Source organism: Bradyrhizobium sp. AUGA SZCCT0431 (assembly GCF_018131065.1).
Taxonomy (GTDB): domain Bacteria; phylum Pseudomonadota; class Alphaproteobacteria; order Rhizobiales; family Xanthobacteraceae; genus Bradyrhizobium.
Genome location: NZ_JAFCLR010000010.1, coordinates 101523 through 125283, shown reverse-complemented (window position 1 = coordinate 125283; position 23761 = coordinate 101523). Strand labels below are relative to the sequence as shown.

Here is a 23761-nt window from a genome sequence, read left to right as displayed (position 1 = left end):
GGCTTTGTGAGTTGGGTCACGAACCGCATCGACCCGGATCGCGCCGCCATTTTACTGCCAATCCGGCAAACAGGCCACGGGTTCGCCCGTTGGCCGGTCATGTTTGACGCCGGGCTCATCCGACCGGCCTCGTTCCACCAATTGCTACGCCTATTCCGGGCGTTCAGCCCGGACAACGTGACCTTGGTACTGCGGCAAATCGTCGGTGATGGAGAACCAGGGCGCCTTGGAACCCACGAAGATGTGGGCGGACGGGCGGATCGAGGGAGCATCGACCAGCGTACCCATCGCGACATGGACGAAGGCGCCGTCGCGCACCACCGAATAGAGCAAGGAGCCGCATCGCCGACAGTGCGCGTTATGACCGGCATCGTCGCCATGGATCATCACATTGTCGTCACCCGCGGTGATACTGAGCCTGTCGCGCGCGATGCCGGCAAACGGCTTGAACGCCGAACCGGTGGTCCGCCGGCAATTCGAACAATGGCAATTGAGGGCATATTCGAATGAATCGGCCACGGCGTAACGCACCGCGCCGCAGAAGCATTCTCCGGTCAGAATGCGAGCATTCGAATTCGCTGAACCCGTCATGATTCAATTCCCTGCTGCGGTCTTGAACTCATCCATAGCGCAATGCATCTGTTCGTGGCTTACTTCAACTCGAACAATCCTGCATCCTGGGGAGGACTATTGTGAGCGAAGACCGATCGAGCGTCGAAGCCGTCGTCCAGAATTATTTCGACGGCCTGTACGAAGGCAATGCCGACAAGCTCGGCGCCATCTTCGATCCCACCGCCGATTTGCGCTGGGTGGAGAAGGGCGAATTGCAGGTGCTGACCGTGCCGGACTGGCTGGATCGCGTCCGCAAGCGCCCGTCAGCCAAGGCTGAAGGCAAGCCGCGCGAGGACTTCATCGTCACCATCGACCGCTCGGACGAGTCCACCGCCTTCATCAAGGTGCGCTGCCAATTGCCGCCGCGTTACTTCACCGACTATCTGGTGGCGATGAAGCTCTCGGACGGCTGGAAGATCGTCTCGAAGTCCTACCGCTACGATCTGCGCGGGTAGCCTCCCCGTCCGCGGGTCCATCCGACCGGATTGACGTCCGAGGGGTTTCCCTGCGAATTGGGGAGATCATGGACGCCAAATTTCAGATCTTTCTGATCCTGCTCGCCGTGCTGGCAGGCACCGCCCTGCTGGCGCGGCGAATCAATGTCGCGTCGGCGATCCTGATGATGCTCGTCGGCATCGTGCTCGCCTTCGTGCCGGGCATGCCGTCGATCGAACTGCCGCCGGAACTGGTGCTGCTGGTGGTGCTGCCGCCGCTGATCTATTCGGCCAGCGTCGCCATGAGCTGGCGTGAATTCAAATTCAACCTCCGCCCGATCACGCTGCTGGCGGTCGGCTGCGTGATTTTCACCGCCTTCGCGGTCGCCGCGGCGACGCATTACCTGATCGGGCTGCCATGGACCGTCGGCTTTCTGCTCGGGGCCATCGTCGCACCGCCCGACGTGGTGGCGCCGCTGGCGATTGCCCGCAAGCTCGGCATGCCGCGCCGGATCCTGGTCGTGCTCGAGGGCGAGGGCCTGGTCAACGATGCGACCGCGCTGATCCTCTATCGCTTCGCGGTCGCGGCGATCCTGACCGGCATGTTCTCGCTGCCGAAGGCCACCGGCACGTTCGCTGTCATCGTCGTCGGCGAGTTGCTGTTCGGTCTTGCGGTGGGCTGGCTCAGCCTGCGCATGCGCCACCGCGCGCGCGATCCGCAGGTCGAGATCACGCTGTCGCTGATCACGCCCTATCTCGCCTTCTGGATTCCGCACCATCTCGGCGGTTCCGGCGTGATCGCGACCGTCGCCTGCGGGCTGTATATGAGTTGGAACGGGCCGCTGCTGATTTCGTCGGCCACGCGCCTGCAAGGCATCTTCTTCTGGGACCTCGTGATCTATCTGGTCGAGGGTTTTCTGTTTTTGCTGACCGGCTTCCAGATGCGCTCGCTGTTCGAGAAATCGAAGGCGTTTCCGCTGGACGAGATCCTGTTCGCCACCGCGCTGGTCACGGTCATCGTGATCGTCGCGCGGTTCGCCTGGGTCTTTCCTGCCATCTATCTACCGCGCCTGCTGAACCCGCGCCTGCGGGCGCGCGATCCCAGTCCTCCGTGGCGAAACACGTTCGTGATCGCCTTCACCGGCGTGCGCGGCGCGGTGTCGCTTGCCGCGGCGCTGGCGCTGCCGTTTGCGCTGCCGAATGGCGACGCGTTCCCGCATCGCGACCTGATCCTGTTCGTTTCCTTCGGCGTCATTTTCATCACCCTGGTCGGACTGGGGTCAGGCCTGCCGCTGGTGGTGCGTTGGCTCGGGTTGACGCAGGCCGGCCGCGACGAACATATCGCCGAGCACGAAGCCGAAATCGCGGCACGGCGCGAGGCGCTCGATGCCGCACTCAAATCGCTCGATGCGATCACCAACGACCGCGAATTGACCGACGAAGTCGTCAAGCTGCTCCGCGCACGGCACGAATCCCGCACCAACCAGCTGCCCGATTCGTTCGATCCCGACGTGGAGGACGCCTCGGCGGCCGGCACCGAACTGACACGCGAGCTGATCTCGACGGAGCGGAAATTCATTCACGCCTTGCTGCGCGACGGCAAGATCACCGACGAGACGAGGCGGCGGATCGAGCGCGATCTCGACCTGGAGGAAGCGAGTTTGAGCAATCGGGAGTATCGGAGGATTCCGCTGTAGGCCCGCATCTATCCACACGTCGTCCCGGCGAACGCCGGGACCCATAGCCACCGGCGATCATTGTTTTTACACGCTGATCGTTGTCTTTCTTTTTCAACAACACCGGCCGCGGCGTATGGGTCCCGGCGTTCGCCGGGACGACACGAGACAAGCAGCCCACCCTACTCCGCCGCAACATTCCGCCCGGGACCGCCGACGAACCCCGCCGCATCGCCGAAGCGCTCGATCATCACGGCGGTGAGGTCTTTCGTCTTGCTGGTGACGCAGGCGCCGGAGCGTACGGTGTAGCGGTCCTGTCGCGCGACATGCGGCGGTGCCTCGCCCTGCTGCAGCGCGCGGGCGGCCTCCATCACCAGTTTGCGGAAATGCATGATGCCCAAATCAGTCGGGCCGAGATGTTCTCGCGTCCGGTCGGCAATCGGACCCTGGCTGTCCTGCACCGCGGCGTCCTGTTCGGAGACGCCCTTGATGCCGGTGTAGCTTTTGGTCTTCTGCAGCTTGCGATCGATCAGATAGTCGTTGGCCTTGTTGCGCAGCGGAATGTAATTCTCGTCGACCTCCGACATCACGCCGTTGCCGCGGTCGTAGCCGGCGCGCTCGGCTTGCGTCAGCGGCCGCTCCGGATTCCACGCATAGGTGTAGATCCAGCAACTGGTATCGGTGACCGGTACAAAACTCTGGCCGAAAATGTTCTCGCCCGGCATCGAACTCGGCGCATAGGCATGCACCGGCATCAGGAACTGGGCGATGCGCCAGTAGATGTTGTCGGACCCGGTGAGCCGCCCGCCGGCGACGGTGAGGCCGGCCGCGTGCGGGCTGATCTTGATCACAGGGCGCGGGTCCTCGGCGATCCAGCGCATATGGTCGGTCGCAACCCGTGTGAGCGGATTCACAAAATGCTTCTTGATGTCGAGGATCTCGTTCTCTTCCTTCTCGAAGCTCAAATGCGCGAAGGTGAAGTGCGCGGTATCGATCGAGCCTTCCAGCGCCTGCACCCAGTTGCAATCCTGCCATTTCTTGGTGACGTAGCGGTGCGAGGCCGGCACCAGCGCCATTTCGAGCGCGGGCAATTCCGGCACCTGATCCGCCGGGCCCATATAGGCCCAGATCATGTCGCCCCATTCGCGCACCGGATAGGACCTGATCTTGATCAGGTCCTTTGCATTCAGGTCGGGATAAGAGGTCGGCATGTCGACGCAATTGCCTGACGTGTCGAACTTCCAGCCATGATAGACGCAGCGGATGCCGCACTCCTCGTTGCGGCCGAGCCAGAGATTGGCGCCGCGGTGCGGACAATATTGATCGATCACGCCGACCACGCCGCGCGTGTCGCGGAAGGCCAGCAGTTCCTCGCCCATGACCATGATCTTCTTCGGCGTGCCGTCAGCCTCAGGCAATTCCGCCGACAGCAGCACCGGCATCCAGAACCGGCGCAGCAATTCGCCCATCCCCGTTCCCGCACCGCTTTCGGTCAGGAAGGCGTTGTCTTCGGCGCGGAGCATGGCGTGACCTCCGGAGTTTTGTTTTGGTTTTGAGCAAGCTTGGCGCAGGTTGCGCGGGGCGTCAACGCGAGTGTTAGTGGTTGTCATCACCCGCGAAGGCGGGTGATCCAGTACGCCGCGGCTTATCGGTTCTATCATCGGCGTCTCTGGAATACTGGATCGCCCGCCTTCGCGGGCGATGACAGTTGCGGTTGGAAGACGCGCCTTCGCGTTCTCGCGACGCAATGCGCCCGAAGTTTTGCAAATCGTTTCGCCCCGAAATGAGAGGGCGCAGGGAAGACCGGGTGCGCGCTGCACCCGCGGTCTCGCGTGCGGTTTGCACAAAACAAAGTGCACACGAGCATACAGGTCCAGCGGAGAACACCCGGCCTTCCCTGCGCAATGGCTTTACGGCTTATATCGAGCTCTCCCTGGTGAACGGGCTTTCTTGCCACCATTGCCCGCAAGAAGCGTTTGGCTCCTCACGGACGTGACGCCAGCAACGGGGCGCCAGGACCACACGACTTCGCCGTACGCTTCAGCCACGATCGTCAATCGCAACATCAGCGTCCACCGCAACCCGTCCAACGTCCGTGACGACGGCCGACGCCCTCTGAGTGGGACGGGATGGCCAAACATATGCCCCTGATTTGCCTTCTGGAAAAGCGAAATATTTTTTATTTCAGGGCTTGACACGACTTCCGAAAATCGGAACTGATTTGCCCGTCGGGCTGAGTTGTCGCGGCTATTGTCTCCACATCGTCATTGCGAGCCACCGGGTCGCGCGAATGCGCGCCCGGTGGCTCGCAATGACGGAGAAGTCAGCTACAACGGCCGCTCGCCTTCACCGTCGCCCGTGCGCCGGAGCCCGCATGAAAAGCCCCGGCGACGCCGGGGCTTTTTGTTGCCTCAGGATTGCGCGTTCGCCATTTCGACGACCACAATCATTCCTTGTATCTCCCCGCCATTCCCGCCAGGCGGGACAACTTTTCCGCTACCGTTGCACTCGGGTCACAGACGAAGCCGGCTGTCCGTTGGTAATTTAGATCATCGCGCCTTTTTGGAATGTAAGGAAATCTCGTGGTGAAGAAACTCGCTCACAAGTTCACCGATCACATTGCGCGCGTCGGCGTGAACTACAAGTTCGGCGGCCCGATCGTCGCCAAGTACTGAGCGGCGCTTCCCCCGACAATCAAAGGCCCCGGCATCGTCCGGGGCTTTTTCTTGTTCAACGCAGACTCTTGTTTTGACGCGTTTTCTACACGCGAACCGGTGTCCACTTCGCTTGAAAACGCTCTAGCCGAACGTCGGCGCTCACACCGGCCGTTCGCCCTTCACCGTCACGCGCGTGCCCGAACGGGTATGCGGCCAGTAATCCCACATCGCGCGGTGCTGGGCGCAGCGGTTGTCCCAGAACGCGATGGCGTTTTCGGTCCAGCGGAAGCGGCACTGGAACAGCGGATTTTCGGCGTGCTGATAGAGATAGGCGAGCATCGCATCGCTCTCGTCGCGGGGAACGCCGATCAGGAAGCGCGTAAAACCGCGGTTGACGTAGAGCGCCTTCTTGCCGGTCACCGGATGCGTACGCACGACCGGATGCTCGGCGCGTGGATATTCCGGGCGGTCGGCAACGCCGTAATTGGCGTAGAGCCCGCGATAGGTCTGCTCGCCGTCATGCAGCGCGGTGAGGCCGTCGAGATAGGCCTTCATGCGGTCCGACAGCGATTCGTAGGCGGCATACATGTTGGCAAACAGCGTGTCGCCGCCGCGCGGCGGGCACTGCCTGATGTAGAGGATCGAGCCCATCGGCGGTTCGACGTCGCAGGACACATCGGTGTGCCAGCCCTCGCCATTGGCGCGCGGTGAATCCTTGTCGGCGTAGATCTTCATCAACGCGGGATCGTCGCCCTCATGTGGCGCCGCCGGATGAATATGCAGCTCGCCGAACTGCCGGCCGAACGCCAGATGCTGCTGCGGCGTGATGTGCTGGTCGCGAAAGAAGATCACGAGGTTTTCGGCGAGCGCGCGATGGATTTCGTCCATCGTGCGGTTCGACAGCGAGCCAGCGAGATCGACGCCCGAAATCTCCGCGCCGATGATCGGGGTCAGCTTCTCGACGCCGATGGTCTCATAGGGCTCGCTCTCGCCGGCGATGTGCCGATAGCGGGGTCCCTGCTTGCTGGAAAGCGAACTCATGGGCGTTTCTCCCAATCATTATTGATTGGGAGCATCGTAGCCCGGGTGCAGCGAAGCGCAACCCGGGAACGGCACGTCAGCTTGGGAGAGAGCCCCGGGTTTCGCTTTGCTTCACCCGGGCTACGAACTCGCAAGATTTCAATTTTCGTCGTCCCGGCCTTGAGCCGGGACCCATAACCACTGAACTTGGTGTTACAGGCGGTGTCGGCGACCTTGCTTGAGCCGATAGCACAACGCGGTATGGGTCCCCCGATGCGCAATTGCGCATCTGAGCGTTCGCCGGGACGACACCGATGGCTATTCCGCCGCCGTCACCGGCGTCTTGGCATTCGCGCCATAACGCTGATCGATATAGTCGATCACCAGCGCCTTGAAGTCGGCGGCGATGGAAGGGCCGCGCAGGGTGCGAAACTTCTTGCCGTCGACGAACACCGGGGCGGCCGGGGCTTCGCCGGTGCCGGGCAGCGAGATGCCGATATTGGCGTGCTTGGATTCGCCGGGGCCGTTGACGATGCAGCCCATCACCGCGACGTTCAGCGCTTCAACGCCGGGATATTGCGTCTTCCAGCCCGGCATCTCTTCCCTGATGAAATCCTGGATCGAGCGCGCCAGTTCCTGGAACGTGGTCGAGGTGGTGCGGCCGCAGCCGGGGCATGCCGCGACCAGCGGCACGAAGGTGCGGAAGCCCATGGTCTGCAGCAGTTCCTGCGCGACCTGAACTTCCAGCGTGCGATCGCCGCCGGGTTCGGGCGTCAGCGAAATGCGGACGGTGTCGCCGATGCCTTGCTGCAGCAGGATGCCGAGCGCCGCCGAAGACGCCACGATGCCCTTCGATCCCATGCCGGCCTCGGTGAGGCCGAGATGGATCGCGTAATCCGATCGCTCGGCAAGTACCTGATAGACCGAGATCAGATCCTGCACAGCGGAAACCTTCGCCGACAGGATCATGCGGTTCTTGGGCATGCCGAGTTCTTGCGCACGCGCGGCCGACAGCAGCGCCGACTGCACCATGGCTTCGCGCGTCACAGCGCGGACGTCCTTTGGCGCTGGCAGCAGCGCGTTCTCGTCCATCAGCTTGGTGAGCAGTTCCTGGTCGAGCGAACCCCAATTGGCGCCGATGCGGACCGGCTTGTCGTTCTTGTTGGCGATCTCGATGATGTCGGCAAACTGGGTGTCGCGCTTGTTCTTGAAGCCGACATTGCCAGGATTGATGCGGTATTTGTCGAGCGCCTCGGCGCAGGCCGGATAATCCGCCAGGAGCTTGTGGCCGATGTAATGGAAATCGCCGATCAGGGGCGTGGTGATGCCGCGCTTGCGCAGGCCGTCGCGGATGTGCGGAACGGCGGCGGCGGCCTCCTCGCGGTCCACCGTGATCCGGACCATCTCCGAGCCGGCGCGCGAGAGGGCGGCGACCTGGGCGATGGTGCCGTCGATATCGGCGGTGTCGGTGTTGGTCATCGACTGCACGACGATCGGCGCACCCCCGCCGACGGCGATATTGCCGACCATGACCTGGGTGGTTTTATGCCGGGCGCTGGGGCCGGCGACGTCGTCTTGCGGCGGTTTTTCGGGCTTGTTCATGGCGTCTCGAATATCAGGTTTTGGTGACATTCACCAAGGGGACGATGACAGGCCAAGCGGCCGCATCCGAATTTTAGCTTTATCTCTGTATTTTCAATGACTTATGAAAGTCATGGCGGTGAAGGCTGGTCATCTACGCCCGAGCCTTCCCTCTCCGCTATATTGGACAGGAATCGCCGGATTGAAAGGGCGAGCTGCGCGGGGCGGCCCGGCTTTTCATGTGACGTTCCAACCCCTAGCATTGTTCAAATAACGGGAGGTTTAGGCATGTCGGAGCTCATCAGCACGGTGGAACTTGCCGGAATCCTCGATCGGCCCAATCTCCGGCTGTTCGATTGCACGACCTATCTCGAACCGGCGCCCGAGGGCAGCACCGCGCCCTATATCGCGGTGCCCGGCGACCAGACCTTCGCGGCAGGCCATATTCCGGGCGCGGATTTTCTCGACCTGCAGGGCGAATTCTCCAGACAGGGCATCGAGCTTCGCTTCATGATGCCTGACATCGCGCAGCTCGAGGCGGCGTTCGGGCGGCACGGCATCAGTGCGGACAGCCGCGTCGTGCTCTATTCGATCGGCACGCCGATGTGGGCGACGCGGTTCTGGTGGATGCTGAGATCGCTCGGCTTTGACAATGTCGCCGTGCTCGATGGCTGCTTCGACAAATGGAAGGCCGAGGAGCGAGAGATCGAGACCGGGCCCGCCAAGGGATATAAGAAGGCGACCTTCACGGCAAAACCGCGACCCGGCTTCTTCGTCGGCAAGGACGAGGTGCTCGCTGCTGTCAGGGATCACAGCGCCGTGGTCGTCAATGCGCTCGGCCCGCAGTTCCACAAGGGCCTGGAGCCGAGCCGCTATGGGCGGCCCGGCCGGATTCCCGGCAGTTGCAACGTGTCGGCCGCAACCTTGCTCGATCCCTCGACGCGCGTTTTCGTGCTGCTTGCGGACGCCGAAGCGAAATTTGCGACGCAAGGCCTGCGCAAGGACAAGCAGGTGATCGCCTATTGCGGCGGCGGCATCTCGGCGACGATCGATCTGTTCCTGCTGCACCGGCTCGGCTACGACAACCTCACCCTCTATGACGCCTCGATGGGCGAGTGGGCCAAGGACGAGGCGCTGCCGATCGAGACGGATTAGCGGAACTTCGTGGGAATGAGGTGCCGTCACACACCGGTGTCATCGCCCGGCATAGCCGTTCGAAGAACGGCGTCGCTTCCGCTCGCCTACGCCCGGGCGACCCAGTATTCCAGAGACGCTGATGATAGAAACCGAGAAGCCGCAGCGTACTGGATCGCCCGGTCAAGCCGGGCGACGACATTTGTTATTGTAGCCGCCACCTCCACACCCTCACACGTTCGGATCGGGCGCTACCTCCGCCCTTGCCGCTTCCGGCCGGTTGACGAGATAGAGCCCGGCGATGACCAGCAGCGCGGCGACGCCAAACGCGATCGTCAGCGTGTCGTGCAGGATGAAATACGCGGCCACCACGCCGAACAGCGGCGTGATGAAGGTGAAGGCCGACAATTTGCTGGCCGAATAGGTTTTCACCAGCGCAAACCACAGCAGGAACGTCAGGCCCACGACCCAGAACGCCTGATAGGCCAGTAGCGCCAGCGACAGCGGTCCGGGAACATGGGTGATGGTTTCGCCTGAAATCCACGCCGCCAGCGCCAGAATCGGGATCGAGATCGCCACCTGATAGCCGAGGCCTTTTTCCGCCGGCGCCTTGATCAGCGCGGTCGCCTTGACAATCAGTGTCGTGGTCGCCCAAAGCGCACCGCCGGCGACAATCAGCAAGTCGCCCATCAACACCCTGGCATCGACATTGGCCTGGGGCACGCCGATCGCCAGCGCCACACCGGCGAAACTCAAGGCGAGTCCGCCCCATTGCGAGGCGCGCAGCCGTTCGCCGAGAAAGACATAGGAGCCGAGCGCGACGAAGAACGGCGCCGTGTACAAAAACACCGCGGCCCGCGACGCCGACGTCAGCAGCAAGCCGCGGTAGATCAGCACAAATTCGATGCCGAAGATCATGCCCGCAATCACGCCCGGCCACAGCGTGCCGTCGCGCTCGAAGAATCTGACGCCGCGAAACCAGCCGATGATCAGCAACACCGGCAACGCGCCAAGCGAGCGGACCAGAGCCTGCAGCATCGGCGGCACGTCCGGCAATACCAGCTTCACCGCGATCTGATTAAAACCCCAGCTCAGGCACAGCATCAGCATCAAGGCGATAGCGCCCGGGGTGAGGGCACGCCCGGCGGCAGAGATCACAGGATTGGACGACATTTATCCTCGTGGCCGGCTTGGCGCCGCGTTCTTATTTCTGACAATGCGCGCAGGTGCCGGCAATCTCGACGACGGAAAGCTTTGGCGCAAAGCCGGACGCGCGCGCTGCGGCATTGAGGCTTTGGGCAACCGGGGCCGCGGGAATTTCGCCGACCGAGCCGCAATGGTCGCAGATCAGGAACGCCACCATCGAGGTTTCGTCATGGTCGTGCGCACAGGCGAGAAACGCGTTGCGGCTTTCGATGCGATGGACGAGGCCGTTCTCCATCAGGAAATCCAGCGCGCGGTAGACCGTGATCGGCGCCGGCCGCGGCATCGACTTGGCGAGTTCGTCGATCACCTCATAGGCCCCGAGCGGGCGGTGGCTGGACAGCAGCGCCTGCAGCACCTGACGCCGGATCGGGGTGAATTTCTGCGCCCGCTTGGCGCAAACCTGCTCGGCATGCGCGATCGCGTCCGCGGCGCAGCGGCCGTGATCGTGGTCGGGGGCGGGAAAGGTGGGTTTTGCCAGGGTCATCGCGTCAGGTTTGTAGCATTTTGGCGCCCAATCCCAAAGCCCGGTGGTTCCGCAGACACCAGCCATGTTCTGAGGGCGGAGCTGGTAACACTTAACCCGGCATGCGGAATTCATAAGCAAGCTTATAATATCCAAAGCTTATGGAGGCTGGCGATGCGCGGTTCCGTGGACATGAACTTCCTGTTTACGCTCGGCGAAGTGCAGCGGATGATGCGCGCCTATGCCGACAAGCAGGCGGCGCGCTATGGCATCACCCGCGCGCAATGGGCGGTTTTGGCCAAGGTCGAACGATCCGAGGGCCTGAAGCAGACGGAACTCGCCGAACTGATGGAAATGCAGCCGATCACGCTGACGCGATTGATCGACAAGCTCTGCGACAATGGCTGGATCGAGCGCCGCGGCGACGAGACCGACCGCCGCGTCAACCGGCTCTATTTGAAGAAGGCCGCGCGGCCGCTGCTCGGCAAGCTCGCCGGGCTGCGCTCCGAACTCACCGCGACCGCGCTCGACGGCATCAACCCCGCCGATGCCCACCGCCTGCTGTCGCAACTCGATCTGATCAAGGAAAACGTTCGCAACGCGGTCCAGAATCCGCCCAGCGAACCACCCAGGAAGGAACAGCGCTATGGCTGATCCCGTGCTCAAATTTCCCCCCGAGCAGAAGGGCGCCGAACAGGCGCCGCGCCCGAAGCTGGCCGCGGAGCCGCGCCGCCGGCTGATGGCCGGCATGCGCCGCTATCGCCGTTTCCTGCTGCTGGTGGTGCTGCCCTTGGTGTCAGCGGTGGCCGGCATCACCTTCTATCTCAATGGCGGCCGCTACGTGACCACCGATGATGCCTATGTCGGCGCGCAGAAGGTTCTGATCACGTCGGACGTGTCGGGCAAGATCATCAATGTGACCGTGAAGGAAGGCCAGCAGGTCTCGACCGGCGACACCCTGTTCCAGATCGACCCGGTGCCGTTCCGGCTGGCGGTGGCGCAGGCGCGCTCCAAACTTGACGACGCCAAGGTCAGCCACGACACCCTTGTCGCCAATGTGAAGCTGTACGGACAGACCATCGAACTGGTCAACGCCGGCATCGCGCTCAAGCAAAAGGACGTCGAGCGCAAGAATTCGCTGGTCAAGAGCCAGGCCGGTTCACAGCTCGATCTCGACAACAGCGCCACAACCCTGGTCACGGCACAGGCGCAGCGCCAGTTGGTCACGCAACAACGATCCAACGCGCTCAACCAGCTGCTCGGCGATCCCGAGCTGCCGCTCGAAGCATTTCCGGCCTACATGCAGGCCAAGGCCGCGCTCGACGACGCCCAGCGCAACCTCGATTTGACCACCGTGCGCGCGCCGATGAACGGCGTCGCGACGCAAGTCGAGCAGATCCAGCTCGGCCGATTCGTGATGGCGGGCAGCCCGGTATTTTCAATCATCGACGTCGCCAACCCCTGGGTCGACGCCAATCCGAAGGAATCCGATTTCACCTATGTGGCGGTCGGCCAGAGCGTCACGCTCGACGTCGACGCCTTCCCTAACCACGTGTTCAAGGGCACGGTCGGCTCGCTCTCGCCCGGCACCGGCGCGCAATTCGCGATCCTGCCGCCGCAGAACGCCACCGGCAATTTCGTCAAGGTGGTGCAGCGCGTCCCGGTGCGGATCTATTTCGACAAGAACGACAAGTTTGTCCGCAAGCTGAAAGCCGGCATGAGCGTCTATGCCAGCATCGACACCAATCACCGCCGCTCGCTCGCGCACCTGCTCGGCCTGACGCCGGCGGCGGCTAACCACGAAACCGACTGACCATGCCGGCGCCGGGCCCGACACCAGCTGCGGTTCCCGGCCTGCGCCGGAACATGGTGACGATCTGCGCCATGACGGCGACCATCATGCAGGCGCTCGACACCACCATCGCCAATGTCGCGCTGCCTTACATGCAGGGTTCGCTGTCGGCCTCGCAGGACCAGATCAACTGGGTGCTGACTTCCTATATCGTCGCCGCCGCGATCATGACCGCGCCGGTGGGATGGATCGCCAACCGCTTCGGCCGCAAGCGCATCTTCATCATCTGCTCGGGCGGCTTCACGATTGCTTCCGTGCTGTGCGGCCTCGCGCAGGACATCAACCAGATGGTGCTGTTTCGTTTGCTGCAGGGAGTGTTCGGCGCGGCACTGGTGCCGCTGTCGCAGGCGGTGATGCTGGATTCCTACGCGCTGCATGAGCGCGCCAAGGCGATGGCGATCTGGGGCATGGGCGTGATGATGGGCCCGATCATGGGCCCTTCACTGGGTGCGTGGCTGACCGAAACCTATTCCTGGCACTGGGTGTTCTTCGTCAATTTGCCGTTCGGCATCTTCACCGTGCTCGGCCTCGTGATCTTCATGGACGAGACCGGAAAGGACCAGGACCTGCGCTTCGACTGGTTCGGCTTCACGGCGCTCGCGGTCGCGATCGGATCGCTGCAGCTGGCGCTCGACCGCGGCGAGCAGCTCGGCTGGCTGGAATCCAACGAGATCATCGCCGAGTTCATCATCGCCGGCATCGGCTTCTATTATTTCCTGGCGCATTCGTTCACGACCTCGAAGCCGTTCATCCAGTTCGCGCTGTTCAAGGACAAGAATTTCGTCGGCGGCTGCGTGTTCATGGCGGTCATGGGCCTGGTGCTGTTCTCGACCATGGCGCTGTCGTCGCCGTTCCTGCAGAACGTGATCGGCTATCCCATCATCACCGCCGGCGTGCTGCTGGCGACCCGCGGCTGCGGCACCTTCGTCGCGATGATGCTGGTCGGCCGAATGATGCGCTTTGTCGAGGCGCGCAACCTGATCATCACCGGCCTCAGCATCACGGCAATTTCGCTGTTCTACATGACCGGCTGGACCGACCAAACCGGCGTCACCGAGATCGTCGCGATCAGCGTGCTGCAGGGTTTCGGATTTGGGCTGGTGTTCGTGCCGCTGTCCACCGTGGCGTTCCTCACGCTGCCCAATCACCTGCGCACCGACGGCACCTCGATGCTGACATTGATGCGCAATGTCGCGAGCTCGGTCGGCATTTCGATCGTGATCTCGCAGCTGACCGAGGGATCGCGGCGGGTCTATGCGGGGCTGTCGGAAAATATCAACCCGTTCAACCACGCCCTGCAGATGCCCAATGTGCGCGGCATGATCGATCTTACCACCGACACCGGCCGCGCCATGGCGGACGCCATGGTCAAGGCGCAGTCGCAGATTATCGCCTTTTCGCAGGACTACCAGCTGGTGATGCTGTTCGTTCTGGTATCGATCCCGCTGGCCATCATGATCGGTTCGACCAAGGCGACGCTGCGCGCCCAGTCGGTGGCGCCGGACCATGCGGTGATTGAATAGAGACTATCTCGCCTCGCCTGGTTTGGCCTGCAAACACAAATACATGCCGCCAAGCGATAGCGCGCCGCCGATCAGATGGATGATTGTCGGCGCCTCGCCGAGAAAGAGGATCGACAGGGCAGCACTGACGATCGGGCCGAGATAGAGGCTGAGCGAAGTCGATACCGCGCCGAAGCGCGCGCCGAGAAAGGCATAGGCCGCATAGGCAAACAGCCCGGGGACGAGGCCCGCGAACAAATAGACCAGCAGGGCGCGGCCGGTGAAGGCGGCTGATGGCGCCTGCCAGATCTCATGGAGCGCAAACGGCAGCGAGAACAGCGCGCCGGCCGCCGCGAACAGGCCGATCCGCGCCAGGAAGCTGACGCCCTGGCCGACGCGATTTTGCATCAAGGTGTATCCGGCCCAGCCCAGCATCGCGAGCAGCGCCAGGAGATCGCCGGTGGAGAGGCCCGTCCCGACCGAAGCCTGTCCCTTGGTGATGATCAAGAGCGCGCCGGCCAGCGCGACCGCCATGCCAATGATTTGCCTGCGGGCAATGGATTCCCGCCCCGTGGCAAAGGATAACAGCAGCACGGCGATCGGCGACAGCGCCATGATCAGCGCGAGGTTGATCGCCGACGTGGTGATCCCGGCGACATAGACCGGACCGCCGCAGATGAACATGCCGAGAAAGCCGGCCAGCGCGATGCCCGGCCACTGCCCGCGCAACGCTGCGGGCTTCTCGCGCAGCGCCATCACGACGACCGGCAGCAGGCCGAGCGCCACGATGCTCCAGCGGAAGAACGCGATCGAGAACGGAGGAACGCTGCCGGCCACGCCGCGCGCCAGGATCATGTTGGAGACCTGGGCGGTGGCGACCAGGAGGAAGCCGAGCAGGCCCAGCACTTCGTGCGTCCGCGCGCCTGTTGCCGCTTGTGGTTCGCTCATGGTCGATCGCTTCTGACATTCCCGGCGGCGCGATCACGCCCCGCCGCTCCTATCAGCTAACACATCGATCCGCGTTACTCTACCTGCAGCTGAAGCTCGTGGCCTGCGTCACTGGCCCGCTACCGTTCCAGGTCGTATGTAGCGGATAAACGCAGACGGGATAGCTGATACTCTTGTCGCGCGACGTCAGCAGGATGTCGCCGGGCGCGTCGCCCTTCTCGACCCAATCGACCAGCGCGGTGAAGAACTGGTCCTGCTCGCGCGTCGGCGTCTGGTTGGCATTGCCGGGCAATTTAGGCATTGGCACGGTGTCGTTCTTGCCGCCGACCGTGTAGGCCCGGCCCTGCGAAGAGTGCGCGGCACCCGGCACCAGATACATCCGCATGAACTTCGCCACCTCGGCGTGCCCGCCCATCGCGGCCAGCACGCGCTCATGATAGTTGATGTTGCCGGCCGGCGGGATCGCATCGTCGACGAGGCCGGTCCAGATCACCACCTTGCGGCCGAGGTCGCGCAGTTTTGCCAGGTCAGCCTTGTCGGTGATGAGGTTGCTGAACAGCGTCGGCTGCAGCGCGACGTTCTTGCCGACGGCGTCGGCCAAACCGGCATAATCGAGTTCGAGCCATTTGTTGCGCACGGCTGTCGAAGCGTTGGTGATCGGCACCGCCGCTGTCGCGCTGGCGTCGGCGGCATAGCTGACGTCCTGCATCGCCTGGGCCACGCTGTCAGCGCTGGCGCTGGTGATCTGATTGCCGATGCCGGTCCCGCGGGTGAACGCCCACCAGACTTGTTTGGGGCCGAGCGACTTGCCGCTGCGGCTGTCTGATGTCTGCGCGGCGTCGAAACTGCCATCCGGTGTGGCGCCGTACCAGATCCGGTTCAGCGCCATCGCCTCCTTTGCGCTCATGCAGGTCGCGGCATCCGGATTGCTGCCGGTCACGCCTTCGCCGTTAGCACCAACACACAGCGCCGCGGCGTCGCGTGCGGGATTGTAGTTGCAGGCAAAGGGATCGAGCAGGAAGCCGAGCCCGGCGGTGTCGCAGGCGGCGACGGCGCGCTGGTTGGCGGCGGCGACCTTGGCGGCAAAGGCCTTGGCTTCGGCCTTGTTCACGGACGTGAAGCCGAGCTCGGTCTTCATCACGATCTGCGGATACAACCCGGACGTTCCGAACTTCGCGATATTCGGCGCGGGCTGGGCGATCAGATAGCCATCGTAGAGTTCAGGGTATTCCTGGAAGACCTTCATGCCCTGCCGGCCGCCCTGGGAATGGCCGTCATAGTAAGTGTATTTGGGCGCCTTGCCGTAATAGAGGCTGGCCAGCGCCTTGGTCTTGTTGGCTTGCTCCACCATCGCGCGCACCGAGAAATCGCGCAGCGACTCGGCATTGAGCTTGCCGTCGGAGAGGAATGTGAACGAGCCGTCCTGGTACCAGGGCTGTCCGGCGTCGGTGGTGCCCGACGCATAGCCGATATTGGCGTTGACGATGGCCGGGACCTTGCTGCCGATCTGATCGGCATAGCGATGTCCGCCGCCGACCCATCCGCCGCCGCCATAATTGCGGATGCGCTCGTTCCAGTTGGAAGGCGCCGGGAGCCAGACCTCGATGCCGATGCCCTCGGAATAGGAGCGCGCGGTCTTGTCCTTTTCCGCGGTGGCGCCGGGACCCACCAGCAGTTTCACCAGGCAGATGTCTGCCGCCGCCGTCACCGGCTGCGGCGCATCGGGCGCCTTTAATTCCTCGCCCTTCTTCACCTGGCGAACCGCCACGACCGTGGTGTCGGCGTCGGGCTTGAATGCCGTCTTGATGCCATCGTCGCAGGGAAGTTGCTGCGCCAAGGCCGGCGTTATCTGGCCGCAGGCAGCGAGCAACAGGGCCGCCCAAATGAGTTTGCCCGGTGTGATCGACATCGTTCCGTTCCCCCGTAATTTTTGCTGGTGATTATGCGGATGGCTGATCGATCGCGCCGCCGAGAAAGAGCTGGCCGACGCGGGGATTGCTGAGCACCTTGTCGGCCCTGTCGACGAGGCGGGTCTGGCCGAGTTCGAGCACGATGCCGTAATCCGAGATCTCGAGCGCCGACCGGGCGTTCTGCTCGATCAGCAGAATGGAGACGCCGCGGTCGCGCAAATCCTGCAGGATGCCGAACGTCTGCCGGATCATGAGCGGGGACAGCCCGATCGACGGCTCGTCGACCAGCATCAATTGCGGATTGAGCAACAGCCCGCGCGCGATTTCGAGCTGCTTCTGTTCGCCGCCCGACAGCGTGGACGCCTGTTGCGTTGCTCTCTTGCGCAGAATCGGGAATCGATCGAGCGCGGCTTCGATGCGCGCCGGCAGATCGGGGATATCGCGTCCCGCGACCACCGCGCCGAGTTCGATATTGTGGCGCACGGACAGTTCCGGGAAGATGTTGCGGCCCTGCGGCACGTAGCAGATGCCGGATGTGAGCAGTTCGCGCTGGCTGAGGCCGGTGACGTCGCGGCCCTTGAAGATGATCTTGCCTTCGCGCAGTTTGAGCAGGCCGAAGATTGCCTTGAACACGGTGGATTTTCCGGCGCCGTTCGGCCCGATCACCGTGGTGATGGTGCCCGCCGGTACCGAAAAACTGGTGCCGTTGAGGATGGTCATCTTGCCGTAGCCGCCGACCAGGCCTTTAACGTCGAGAATGGGTTCGCTCATCCGTGTTCCCTCATCCACCGGTTCAGTGACCGAGATACGCGTCGATGACGGCGCTGTTGGCACGGATTTCAGCGGGCGTACCGATCGCCAGCACCTTGCCTTCCGCCATCACCACCACGCGCGAGCACAGCGACATCACGAATTCCATGTTGTGCTCGATCACGACGAAGGTGGCGCGCTTCTCGCGGTTGATCTCGGCCAGCCGCGCTTTCAAATCGCCGAGCATCGTCAGATTGACGCCGCCGGCCGGCTCGTCGAGGAGCACCAGCCGCGGCCCGCCCATGAAGGCCATGGCCGCATCGAGCAGTTTCTGCTGCCCGTAGGACAATCCGCCGGCCAGTTCACCGGCGAGATGGCCGAGCTTGAAAAACTCGATCATCTGATCGGCCGCCTTGCTGAGGCCCGCATCCGATGGACCCAGCAGCCGCGACAGCATGTTGCCCTGGTGCTCCTGGCCCGCGAGGATGAGATTTTCCCGCACCGACAATTTTGGAAACACCTGAAGCAATTGGAAGGTGCGGCTGACGCCGAGCCGGTTCAAATCCGACGGCCGAAACCCGGTGACGACCTTGCCATCGACCTTCACTTCGCCGGCGCTCGGCTGCAACTGGCCGAGAATGCAATTGAACAAGGTCGACTTGCCGCAGCCGTTCGGGCCGATCAGGCCGAGGATTTCGCCTTCCTGCACGTCGAAGCTGACGCCATCGACCGCTTTGATGCCACCAAAATTCTTTTTGATGTCGCTGATTTCGAGAACCGCGGTCATGGCGCCGGCTCCAGTCCTGATTTCGCAACCGCGCGCAGCGCGGAGGCGGCCTTGGTGCGCCGCTCGGTGAGATAACGATCGATGATTCCGAGAATGCCGGTCGGCGAATAGATCAGCAGCAGGATCACGGCGACCGCGTAGAGCATCAGGTAATAGCCCTGGGTGAAGCGCAGCCATTCGGGGAGCAGCACCGCGATCATCGCGCCCAGGAACGGGCCGAAGAAGAAGCCCGAACCGCCGACGATCACCATCATCAAGAGATCGAGCGAAAGCGAGAGGTTGAACGGCACCGGGTCAATGTACTGCGTCAGCGGCGCATACAGCGTGCCGGCGACGCCGCCGAGCGCCGAGCCGATCGCAAACGCCATCAAGGTGTAGCGCCGTGTATCGATGCCGAGCGAGAGCGCCCGCACCGGGTTTTCGCGCAGGGCCACGAAGGCGCGGCCCCAGGGCGAGCGGATCAGCCACCAGGTCGCGAACGACACCAGGGCGAGCGAGCCGAGGCAGACATAATAGAACGGCAACGGCCGGTTGGTCGGATAACCCAGAATCGTCGGGCGCGGAATGTTGCTGATGCCGTAGATGCCGTTGGTGAGCCAGCTCTCGTTGCGGAACACCAGGAAGGCGAGCGTGGAAAACGCCAGCGTCACGAAGGCAAGATAATGATGCTGCACCCGCAGCGCCGGATAGCCGAGGATCCAGCCGATCGCGAAGCAGAGGACGATGGCAACGCCGAGCCCCGCGATCAGTGGCATCCCGTTCGCCGTCATGATCGCCGCGGAATAGGCGCCGATGCCGACAAAGGCGCCTTGCGCCAGCGAGACCTGGCCGGCATAGCCCAGTGTCAGGTTGAGCCCCATCGCGGCGATGGTCATGACAGCCCATTGGCTCAGGATGAACAGGCCGTAGCGATTGAGGTACATCGGCGCGATGATCAGAGCCGCGATCACGACCACACCGAGCGCGACGCGCCAATATCGATTGAACAGGCTCATACCGTACGCTCCTCGGCGCGGCCCAGCAGTCCCTGCGGACGAAGCAGGATGATGAGGATCAAGAGCACCATCGGCACGGCCGCGCGATATTGCGTCGAGACATAGGCCGCCGCGAGATTGTCGACGACGCCGATCAGCAAGCCGCCGGCGATCGCACCGCGCACCTGGTTGAACCCGCCGACAATCGCGGCAATGAACGCCGCCTGGCCCAGCACTTCGCCGCTGGAAAATTTGGCGAGATAGATCGGTGTGATCAGCAGCGAGGCCAGCGCCACCAGAAAGGCGTTGATCAGGAACGTCAGCAGGATCATCCGCTCGACGGGAATGCCGATGATGCGGGCGACCGTCGGGTTTTGTGCGGTTGCCTGCATCTGATGGCCAATGGACGTGCGGTTCAACAGCATGGTCAATCCGACCACAGCGGCGATGGCGAGCGCGAGCACGCCGACGCTTTGCAACGCGACCTGGCGGCCGAGGATCGAGATATCGCCAGCCGGCACGATGGAGGGAAACGGCGAGGCTTCGGCGCTGAAAAACTGTTTCACGGCCTCCTTGATGCCGATCGCCAGCGCCATGGTCGCGATCGCCAGCGGCAGCACGCCGTGGCGTAGCATCGGATCGACCAGCAGCATCTTGAAGCCGAGGCCGAGCAGCAGCAGCGACAGCAGCATGCCGATGACGATCGCGAGCCAGAACGGAGCACCGACGTGCATCGCCGCCAGCATCAGGAACGCCGGCAGCATGACGAATTCGCCCTGCGCGAAATTGATGGTCTGCGACGTCTGCCACAGCAGCGTGAAGCCGACCGCGACGATGGCATAGATCGCGCCCGTCGCCAGTCCCGCTATCAGAAGATCAAGCAGATTGGACATGCCTTTACCCTGACCTTTACTTCGACCTCATGTCGAGGAGCGCGCTCTTGCGCGCGCCTCTAAGGATGGACGCGATACCACCTTGCTTGCATCCTTCGAGACGCTTGCGGAGTTTATGATCGGGCCGCCATGGCGCGGACCCGCTGGCAAGCTCCTCAGGATGAGGTCCCGACTTCCCTCAAAGACCTCAGTTCAACTTCGGCAGCACCTGCTTGATGACCTGCTTGCCATCGACGATCTCGACCAGGAAACCCTGGCGATCGATGTCGCCGTTCTTGTCGAAGGTCGCATCCATCAGGATGCCGGGCTCGCTGGCCGCCTTGATGGTGAGGCCATGGAGATTGTCGGCGAACGCCTTGGAATCGACCTTGCCCATCTTCTCGGTGGTGGCCTTGATCATGTAGATCGCCAGATAGCCCTTGAGGCCGTTATGGTCAGGGACGTAGTTGTACTTCTTGACGAACTTTTCCCGGAACGCCTTGATCAGATCGACCGGCGCATCGGTGGTGAGGCCGACATGGCCGCGCGCGCCGTTCGCCGCGTCGCCCGCCAGTTCGACCACCTTCTGGCCGACCAGCGTGGTTTCGCCGATCAGCGGCACGGTCACGCCCTGACGCTTCAGCTCTTTCAGGATGCGGGCGCTTTCCTCTTCGTTCAGATAGATGAAGACCGCGTCGGGCGCAGCGGCCTTGATCTTGCTGACGTCGGCGGCGAAGTCGGCCTGACCTGCTTCGGTGGAGAGGTCGGCGGCAACCTTGACGCCGAGCTTGGCGAATTCCTTGGTGATGACGTCGCGGCCGCCGCGGCCGAAATCATTATTCACCCAGACGATCGCAACCGATTTCGCCTTCACTTCGTCGTTGATGTATTTGGCGACCTTCGGCATCGAGGATTGCTGGCCGAACGAGGTGCGGAACAGGAATTTGTTGCCGCCCTGCGTCAGTTCGGCGGCCTCGCCGCCCATGATCTGGGCGATGCCGGCTTCGGCCGCGAGCGGCGCCGTGACCTTGACCGATCCGGAATAGCCGGGGCCGAGCAGGACGTAGGGCTCGCCGTCGAGCGCCTTCTGGACCTGGGCGCGCGCCACGCCGGGGTTGGATTGCGAATCGGCGTGGGTGACTTCCAGCTTGCGGCCGAGTACGCCGCCCTTGGCGTTGACTTCCTCGATCGCAAGATCGATGCCGTTTTTCCAGTTGGTGCCGACCGTGGCGCCGCCGCCGGACAGTTCGGCCACATTGGCGAGCTTGATGGGAGCGCCGGATTGCGCGAACGCCGCGGCAGCCGTCATGGTCGCGAGCAGGATACCTGCCAAAATTCCTGATTTCATTTCCATCCCCTGTTGTGTTGATCTGTGATCTTTTGATCTTGGATCTTTTGATCTTGCCGACGCGAGACTTGTGACCGGCTACGCGTCCGATGTCGCAGAGTAGCGTCTTGCCATCACGCCGTCGAATGCATTTCCCATTTCGACAATCGACGGCGTCATTCCCGTAAATAACTCGAAGGCGTCCGCGGCCTGGTGGATCGCCAGGTCGCGCCCGGTCATGATCTCGGCGCCCTTGGCTTTGGCCGCGGTCAGCAGCGGCGTCCAGAGCGGCGAATAGACCGCGTCGGCCACCCAGATGTCGCGACGCAACAGCGCCTCCGGCACCGGCGTGCCGCGATCCGGCAGCATGCCGATCGGCGTTCCGTTAACCACGCCCACGGCACCGCGCAGCGCGTCTTCCACGGTTTGCGCAATCCGCACCGGTTGGCGACCGCGCAACTGCGCAGCAATCTGTTCGGCCTTGGCGCGGTCGGTATCGAAGATGCTGAGTTCGGCGACACCGAGCGCCGCGAGCGCATGCGCAATCGCCTTGCCGACGCCGCCGGCGCCGATCAGGGCAACGGGGCCATGACCGGATGCCTTCACGAGATTGGCGACCGCACGCTCGAACCCCGTAGCGTCGGTATTGTATCCGACCAGCCGGCTGCCGCTGACGACAACCGTATTGACCGCGCCGATCTCACGCGCGGCCGGCGACAAATCGTCGAGCAGGGGCAGCACCGCTTCCTTGTAGGGAAACGTCACGTTGACCCCGGCAAAACCGATGCGCTTGATGCTGTCGAGCAACGTGCGCAGTTCAGCCGTGCCCTGGCCCGCGACCTCGATCAGTTGATAGTGACACCGGATACCCAGGGCAGCGGCCGCCTCCTCGTGCATCGCCGGCGACGCCGAATGCGCAATCGGGGCTCCGATCAGGCCGGTGAGAAACTTTTGACCGATCGAAGCTGGGCGTTTGGACACGTCGCTAGGGTCTCGCAGTATCAACATGGGATTGCGCGGCTTAGAGCACCAAAACCGCGCAAACGATACCGCCTTCGCCAGATAACACAATTACCCATTTATTCCACAAACATAACTTGATGTTATTTTTTGCGGCCGCGCGATGCCGCCGTCGCCGGACTCTTCCGGCTCGGCTCCAGCGCCCGCATTTCCGACCGCAGGCATTCGATGAAATGCTCGACATGCAGCGAGAGCGAGGCGCCTCTTTTCACCGCGATATACGTGTCGAACCGGGTGGGCTCCACGATCCGAAGCATCTCGACGCCGGGATAGCCGCCATGCGCCACGGTGAACTGATCGATGACGGCAATCCCGAGCCCCGCCTTGACCAGCGCGCAGACCGTGGTGCCGAACCGCGCCCGGATCGTGATGTCGTAGGACAATTTATTGCGCGCGAAGATCTCGGCCATGATGCGCCCGTAGGGGTCGTTGGGGTCGATGCCGATCAGGGGATAGCGGATGATCTCCGCGGCGGTGACCTGCTTTCGTCCCGCGAGCTCGTGTCCCTGCGGCACGATGCAGAACAATTCGCCTGACGCCAGCGGCATGAAATCGAGGCCGGGGTGGTCGAGCCGATAGCTCATGGCGACGCAATCGCCCTTGCCGAGCAACAGGTAGTCGATCGCCTCCTCGATCTTGAGGATGTTGATGTCGATGTGCAGATCGGGGTAGCGCCGACGGATGCGCTCGATCGCGCGCGGCACCATGATCTGGGAAATGCTCGGCACCGAGCCGATGCGCAGTTCCGACAGCGTGCCGCGCCCGATCTTTGAAATGATTTCGGTGAGGTCGTCGACCTTCTTGTAGACGCCGTTGATCTGCTCGAAAATGTTATGCGCTTCGGAGGTCGGGAAATAGCGCCCGTTCTGCCGTTGGAAGAAGCGGATACCGAGCGAGCGCTCGGTATATTTCACCAGCCGGCTGATGCCCGGCGCCGACACGTTGAGCAGTTTTGCCGCCCCGCCGATCGTGCCGGTGATCATCACGGCCCTGATAACCTCGACCTGGCGCAGCGTCATCATGTGCAGCAACTCCG

At 63.0% G+C, this 23761-nt stretch carries 21 protein-coding genes; 6 read left to right on the top strand and 15 right to left on the bottom strand.

Annotated elements, in window-relative coordinates; translation table 11 throughout:
* Positions 1-150 precede the first annotated feature (150 nt).
* Entirely contained in the window at positions 151-591 is a 441-nt protein-coding gene (locus tag JQ567_RS12000; protein ID WP_212439001.1) for a GFA family protein, read from the bottom strand.
* A 101-nt stretch (positions 592-692) separates the two neighbouring features.
* On the opposite strand from JQ567_RS12000, the gene JQ567_RS11995 reads away from it, so the two are divergent.
* Positions 693-1067: a nuclear transport factor 2 family protein gene (locus JQ567_RS11995; RefSeq protein ID WP_212439000.1), complete on the top strand. Its 375-nt coding sequence runs from the start codon at positions 693-695 to the stop codon at positions 1065-1067.
* A gap of 68 nt (positions 1068-1135) precedes the next feature.
* Positions 1136-2743 (top strand): Na+/H+ antiporter, encoded by a 1608-nt coding sequence (locus JQ567_RS11990; RefSeq protein ID WP_212438999.1) that lies wholly within the window; start codon positions 1136-1138, stop codon positions 2741-2743.
* 161 nt (positions 2744-2904) lie between these two features.
* On the opposite strand, the gene JQ567_RS11985 is transcribed toward JQ567_RS11990, so the two are convergent.
* From JQ567_RS11985 to ispG, 3 genes are all read right to left on the bottom strand, one after another.
* On the bottom strand, positions 2905-4245 hold the full coding sequence (locus JQ567_RS11985; protein ID WP_212438998.1) for a Rieske 2Fe-2S domain-containing protein: 1341 nt from the start codon (positions 4243-4245) through the stop codon (positions 2905-2907).
* A 1293-nt stretch (positions 4246-5538) separates the two neighbouring features.
* Positions 5539-6420, bottom strand: a complete 882-nt coding sequence (locus JQ567_RS11980) for a TauD/TfdA family dioxygenase (RefSeq protein ID WP_212438997.1) — start codon at positions 6418-6420, stop codon at positions 5539-5541.
* A gap of 297 nt (positions 6421-6717) precedes the next feature.
* On the bottom strand, positions 6718-8001 hold the full coding sequence (gene ispG / locus JQ567_RS11975) for a flavodoxin-dependent (E)-4-hydroxy-3-methylbut-2-enyl-diphosphate synthase (protein ID WP_212438996.1): 1284 nt from the start codon (positions 7999-8001) through the stop codon (positions 6718-6720).
* 267 nt (positions 8002-8268) lie between these two features.
* On the opposite strand from ispG, the gene JQ567_RS11970 reads away from it, so the two are divergent.
* Positions 8269-9135, top strand: a complete 867-nt coding sequence (locus tag JQ567_RS11970) for a sulfurtransferase (protein ID WP_212438995.1) — start codon at positions 8269-8271, stop codon at positions 9133-9135.
* Positions 9136-9345: 210 nt separating this feature from the next.
* On the opposite strand, the gene JQ567_RS11965 is transcribed toward JQ567_RS11970, so the two are convergent.
* Both JQ567_RS11965 and JQ567_RS11960 read right to left on the bottom strand, forming a co-directional pair.
* A complete protein-coding gene (locus JQ567_RS11965) occupies positions 9346-10287 on the bottom strand; it encodes a DMT family transporter (protein ID WP_212438994.1) in 942 nt (313 codons plus the stop codon).
* A gap of 31 nt (positions 10288-10318) precedes the next feature.
* On the bottom strand, positions 10319-10804 hold the full coding sequence (locus JQ567_RS11960) for a Fur family transcriptional regulator (protein WP_212438993.1): 486 nt from the start codon (positions 10802-10804) through the stop codon (positions 10319-10321).
* Between the two features lie 153 nt (positions 10805-10957).
* Here JQ567_RS11960 and JQ567_RS11955 point away from each other — a divergent pair, with 153 nt between their 5' ends.
* The 3 genes from JQ567_RS11955 to JQ567_RS11945 are packed head-to-tail and all read left to right on the top strand — an operon-like array spanning position 10958 to position 14158.
* Positions 10958-11437 (top strand): MarR family winged helix-turn-helix transcriptional regulator, encoded by a 480-nt coding sequence (locus JQ567_RS11955; protein WP_212438992.1) that lies wholly within the window; start codon positions 10958-10960, stop codon positions 11435-11437.
* Positions 11430-12596 carry an HlyD family secretion protein gene (locus JQ567_RS11950; protein WP_212438991.1) on the top strand — a complete coding sequence of 389 codons (1167 nt, stop codon included), beginning with the start codon at positions 11430-11432 and terminating at the stop codon, positions 12594-12596. Before JQ567_RS11955 ends, JQ567_RS11950 begins: the two co-directional genes overlap by 8 nt.
* Positions 12597-12598: 2 nt before the next feature.
* Positions 12599-14158 (top strand): MDR family MFS transporter, encoded by a 1560-nt coding sequence (locus JQ567_RS11945; RefSeq protein ID WP_212438990.1) that lies wholly within the window; start codon positions 12599-12601, stop codon positions 14156-14158.
* Between the two features lie 3 nt (positions 14159-14161).
* Here the strand turns inward: JQ567_RS11945 and JQ567_RS11940 are convergent, their stop codons facing one another.
* The 9 genes from JQ567_RS11940 to JQ567_RS11900 all read right to left on the bottom strand — a co-directional run bounded on the left by JQ567_RS11940 (position 14162) and on the right by JQ567_RS11900 (position 23747).
* Positions 14162-15085: a DMT family transporter gene (locus tag JQ567_RS11940; RefSeq protein ID WP_212438989.1), complete on the bottom strand. Its 924-nt coding sequence runs from the start codon at positions 15083-15085 to the stop codon at positions 14162-14164.
* 79 nt (positions 15086-15164) lie between these two features.
* Complete coding sequence (locus tag JQ567_RS11935) at positions 15165-16994, bottom strand: tannase/feruloyl esterase family alpha/beta hydrolase (protein WP_212438988.1); 1830 nt, start codon at positions 16992-16994, stop codon at positions 15165-15167.
* A gap of 31 nt (positions 16995-17025) precedes the next feature.
* A complete protein-coding gene (locus tag JQ567_RS11930; RefSeq protein ID WP_211995535.1) occupies positions 17026-17766 on the bottom strand; it encodes an ABC transporter ATP-binding protein in 741 nt (246 codons plus the stop codon).
* Between the two features lie 22 nt (positions 17767-17788).
* A complete protein-coding gene (locus JQ567_RS11925; protein ID WP_192736421.1) occupies positions 17789-18532 on the bottom strand; it encodes an ABC transporter ATP-binding protein in 744 nt (247 codons plus the stop codon).
* Complete coding sequence (locus JQ567_RS11920) at positions 18529-19527, bottom strand: branched-chain amino acid ABC transporter permease (protein WP_212438987.1); 999 nt, start codon at positions 19525-19527, stop codon at positions 18529-18531. The genes JQ567_RS11925 and JQ567_RS11920 overlap by 4 nt, the downstream gene beginning before the upstream one ends.
* Positions 19524-20399 (bottom strand): branched-chain amino acid ABC transporter permease, encoded by an 876-nt coding sequence (locus JQ567_RS11915; RefSeq protein WP_192736419.1) that lies wholly within the window; start codon positions 20397-20399, stop codon positions 19524-19526. Before JQ567_RS11915 ends, JQ567_RS11920 begins: the two co-directional genes overlap by 4 nt.
* A gap of 187 nt (positions 20400-20586) precedes the next feature.
* Entirely contained in the window at positions 20587-21726 is a 1140-nt protein-coding gene (locus tag JQ567_RS11910; protein ID WP_212438986.1) for an ABC transporter substrate-binding protein, read from the bottom strand.
* A gap of 78 nt (positions 21727-21804) precedes the next feature.
* On the bottom strand, positions 21805-22686 hold the full coding sequence (locus JQ567_RS11905) for a shikimate dehydrogenase (RefSeq protein ID WP_312017387.1): 882 nt from the start codon (positions 22684-22686) through the stop codon (positions 21805-21807).
* Positions 22687-22808: 122 nt separating this feature from the next.
* Positions 22809-23747: a LysR family transcriptional regulator gene (locus JQ567_RS11900; protein ID WP_212268768.1), complete on the bottom strand. Its 939-nt coding sequence runs from the start codon at positions 23745-23747 to the stop codon at positions 22809-22811.
* Positions 23748-23761 lie beyond the last annotated feature (14 nt).

Excerpts from the sequence above, each read along its gene's own strand:
- JQ567_RS11985 (WP_212438998.1), bottom strand. The coding sequence starts at position 4,245 with ATGCTCCGCGCCGAAGACAACGCCTTCCTGACCGAAAGCGGTGCGGGA.
- JQ567_RS11900 (WP_212268768.1), bottom strand. The coding sequence starts at position 23,747 with ATGATGACGCTGCGCCAGGTCGAGGTTATCAGGGCCGTGATGATCACC.
- JQ567_RS11910 (WP_212438986.1), bottom strand. The coding sequence starts at position 21,726 with ATGAAATCAGGAATTTTGGCAGGTATCCTGCTCGCGACCATGACGGCT.
- JQ567_RS11935 (WP_212438988.1), bottom strand. The coding sequence starts at position 16,994 with ATGTCGATCACACCGGGCAAACTCATTTGGGCGGCCCTGTTGCTCGCT.
- JQ567_RS11940 (WP_212438989.1), bottom strand. The coding sequence starts at position 15,085 with ATGAGCGAACCACAAGCGGCAACAGGCGCGCGGACGCACGAAGTGCTG.
- JQ567_RS12000 (WP_212439001.1), bottom strand. The coding sequence starts at position 591 with ATGACGGGTTCAGCGAATTCGAATGCTCGCATTCTGACCGGAGAATGC.
- JQ567_RS11925 (WP_192736421.1), bottom strand. The coding sequence starts at position 18,532 with ATGACCGCGGTTCTCGAAATCAGCGACATCAAAAAGAATTTTGGTGGC.
- JQ567_RS11990 (WP_212438999.1), top strand. The coding sequence starts at position 1,136 with ATGGACGCCAAATTTCAGATCTTTCTGATCCTGCTCGCCGTGCTGGCA.
- JQ567_RS11970 (WP_212438995.1), top strand. The coding sequence starts at position 8,269 with ATGTCGGAGCTCATCAGCACGGTGGAACTTGCCGGAATCCTCGATCGG.
- JQ567_RS11920 (WP_212438987.1), bottom strand. The coding sequence starts at position 19,527 with ATGAGCCTGTTCAATCGATATTGGCGCGTCGCGCTCGGTGTGGTCGTG.
- JQ567_RS11930 (WP_211995535.1), bottom strand. The coding sequence starts at position 17,766 with ATGAGCGAACCCATTCTCGACGTTAAAGGCCTGGTCGGCGGCTACGGC.
- ispG (WP_212438996.1), bottom strand. The coding sequence starts at position 8,001 with ATGAACAAGCCCGAAAAACCGCCGCAAGACGACGTCGCCGGCCCCAGC.
- JQ567_RS11955 (WP_212438992.1), top strand. The coding sequence starts at position 10,958 with ATGCGCGGTTCCGTGGACATGAACTTCCTGTTTACGCTCGGCGAAGTG.
- JQ567_RS11945 (WP_212438990.1), top strand. The coding sequence starts at position 12,599 with ATGCCGGCGCCGGGCCCGACACCAGCTGCGGTTCCCGGCCTGCGCCGG.
- JQ567_RS11950 (WP_212438991.1), top strand. The coding sequence starts at position 11,430 with ATGGCTGATCCCGTGCTCAAATTTCCCCCCGAGCAGAAGGGCGCCGAA.
- JQ567_RS11960 (WP_212438993.1), bottom strand. The coding sequence starts at position 10,804 with ATGACCCTGGCAAAACCCACCTTTCCCGCCCCCGACCACGATCACGGC.
- JQ567_RS11915 (WP_192736419.1), bottom strand. The coding sequence starts at position 20,399 with ATGTCCAATCTGCTTGATCTTCTGATAGCGGGACTGGCGACGGGCGCG.
- JQ567_RS11980 (WP_212438997.1), bottom strand. The coding sequence starts at position 6,420 with ATGAGTTCGCTTTCCAGCAAGCAGGGACCCCGCTATCGGCACATCGCC.
- JQ567_RS11965 (WP_212438994.1), bottom strand. The coding sequence starts at position 10,287 with ATGTCGTCCAATCCTGTGATCTCTGCCGCCGGGCGTGCCCTCACCCCG.